General features: G+C 62.9%; 1 protein-coding gene. It reads right to left on the bottom strand.

What is annotated here, in order from left to right:
- The coding region (locus AC1DHD_RS15420; RefSeq protein WP_476880553.1) for an ABC transporter substrate-binding protein at positions 1–1531 on the bottom strand (1531 nt) is incomplete at its 3' end.
- Positions 1532–2721: the final 1190 nt, after the last annotated feature.

Genomic DNA, 2721 nt, shown 5'->3' with positions numbered 1-2721 from the left:
GCAGCGGCAGCGTGGAGAGGTCCTTGGCGACGGCCGTCTGGGCGTCACCGAGTACCTTTTCGCGCTCCGTCTTGTCCACCGTCGTGAGCTGCTTTTTGATCAGATCGGTGACGGCGGCGTTCTCGTAGTGGTTCTTGAGGAAGTTGCCCGGGATGAAGAACGGGGTCAGGTAGTTGTCGGCGTCGGAGTAATCCGGGAACCAGCCGAGCTGGTAGACCGGGTAGACGTCCTTGGTGCGGTCCTTGGAGTAGGTGACCCACTCGGTGGACTGCAGGTCGACCTTGAACAGGCCGGACTTCTCCAGCTGTTCCTTGATCATGGCGTATTCGTCGCCGGAGGACTTGCCGTAGTGGTCCGGGTTGTACTGCAGCTTCAGGGTGACCGGAGCGGTGACGCCGGCGTCGCTGAAGGCCTTCTTGGCCTTGTCCAGGCTGGGCTTGCCGCTGCCGTCGCCGTACATGTCCTTGAGCGGCGTGATGGCGCCGACGAAGCCGTCGGGAACGACGGAGTACGCGGGCAGGTACGTGCCCTTGTAGACCTGGYTGGCGATCGCATCGCGGTCAACGATGTCGGCCATGGCCTGGCGGACAGCGAGAGCCTTCTTCGGGTCGGCGTCAGCGGACTTGGCACCGAACGGCATGGTGTCGAAGTTGAAGACGATGTAGCGCAGCTCGCCACCCGGGCCCTTGTGGACGGTGACCTTGGAGTCCTTCTCGAGGTCGGCGGCGTCGGTTGCGGTCAGGCTGCGGCCGGCGACGTCGATGTTGCCCTGCTGGACATCGAGCTTGAGGTTGTTCGAGTCGGCGTAGTACTTGATCGTGGCGCTGTCGTTCGCCGGCTTGCCGAGCAGACCCTTGTAGTCCGGGTTGGACTTGAGGCTGATGAGCTCGTTCTTCTTGTAGCTTTCGATCGTGTACTGGCCGGCGAAGGGCTTGGCCTTGACGATGTCGTCATCGCTCATCAGCTTGTCGGCCGGGAAGACCTCTTCGTCGACGATCGGGCCGGCGTTGGCAGCGAGCACGCCGGGGAAGACCTGGTCGTTGCCCTGCTTGAGCTTGAAGACCACGGTGGAGTCGTCTTTGGCTTCCACCGAGGCGAGGTTGCCCAGCAGGGAGGCCGGGCCGTTGTCGTCATTGATCTTCAGGACGCGGTCGATCGAGAACTTCACGTCAGAGGACGTGAGGGCGTGGCCGTTGGCGAACTTGAGGCCGGACTTGAGCTTGACGGTGTACTCCGTCGGGCTCGTGAAGGACGCGGAYTCSGCGATGTCCGGGCTGGAGTCGGCCGTGCCGGGCTTCGAGTTCATCAGGAACGGGTAGATCTGGTTCATCACCATGAAGGAACCGGCGTCGTAAGAGCCGGCGGGGTCGAGGGTGACCACCTTGTCCGTGGTGCCGTACGTAATGGAGCCTCCTGCAGCACCGCCGGAGGACGTTCCGCCGCCGGAAGGTCCGGTGCAGGCTGTGAGTGCAAAGGCGGAAACCCCGGCGAGCGCGATGGCGCTCTGCAGGGCTTTTTTGTTCATTGCCATCTGTGAACTTTCTGTTCGATGAGTACTAGTGCGCAGCCCGAAGTAGCTTGACTCGTTGGGCAGCACCATGTCCTGATTCCTAGATTCAACCAGAAGACCGCGGGCGAATCGTCCAATCTTGTGAGTTGAGACACAAAATTTACACGAACCGGGTGAACTTGGCGTTTTCTTCGCGATTTCCCCCGGATCTTCGGCACTTTTGACCGGGGGTGGGTGTTGGTGCGGGGTGGTTGGAGTTGGGGCGGCGGGGGCTACGAGGTCTGGTCACTAGGTGGACCGGGTCGCTGAGGGGCGGCCGTGTCGCTGAGGGGGCGGGCCGTGTCGCTGAGGGGGCGGGCCGGGTCGCTGAGGGGTGGGCCGGGTCGCTGGGGGCGGGCCGGGTCGCTAAAACGGGCCGGCCGCATGGGGTGGGTGCGCTCCTGCTCCCTGGGCTGCGCCCGTCGCCCCCCCTACCGGGCGGAGCATGTCCGTCTCACAGCCCCAGGGATGGACATGCTCATTTGCAGGATCGAGCACTGGACATAACCACTAAATGTCCACTGGCCGCTGTGAACAATGGACATGTGCGTCACAAGAAACGGCTGTGGCTGAACATGCTCATCCCTGCTGTCCAGGGATGGACATGTCCGTCTCTCCGTTCTGGGGACGAGCATGCCCGGCGCGAGGTGGGGCTTGGACTCGGACATGCTCGTCACTCACGCCGGAGGATTGACATGCTCAATCTCCGGATTGATGACTGGGCATAACTGCAGTGTGTGCCGGTTGGTAGCTGCGAAGAATGGACATGCCGGTCTTGGGCGAGGCTGCACTAGGGCATGCCCGTCGGCCGGGCAAGTGAAGCAACATGCCCGTCGGCCGGGCAGGTGAAGCAGCATGCCCGCCTCCCTGGTCAACGAATGAGCATGTCCCTCACTCGGAGGCGACGATGCGTGGGCATGCCCTTCGCATGTGCCCCAGGGATGGACATGCTCATTACCCGCGCCGAGCACTGGACATATCTAGTAAATGCCCATTGGTGGCCGCGAAAGATGGACATGCCCCTCAACCGGAGCAAGAAATGGGCATGCCGGTCTCGGGCGAGGCTGTACCTGGACATGTCCATCGACCGGATCAAGGGATGGGCATGTCCGTCGGGGCCAGCGGAACGGTCAGGGAAACGGTCCCCTACAACGCCGCGCGCTGCAGGGACC

The sequence above is a fragment of the Arthrobacter sp. 05L45_2 genome, from assembly GCF_056397525.1.
The sequence above is the reverse complement of the archived record's forward strand: the minus strand, read 5'-3'. Positions and strand labels throughout refer to the sequence as shown.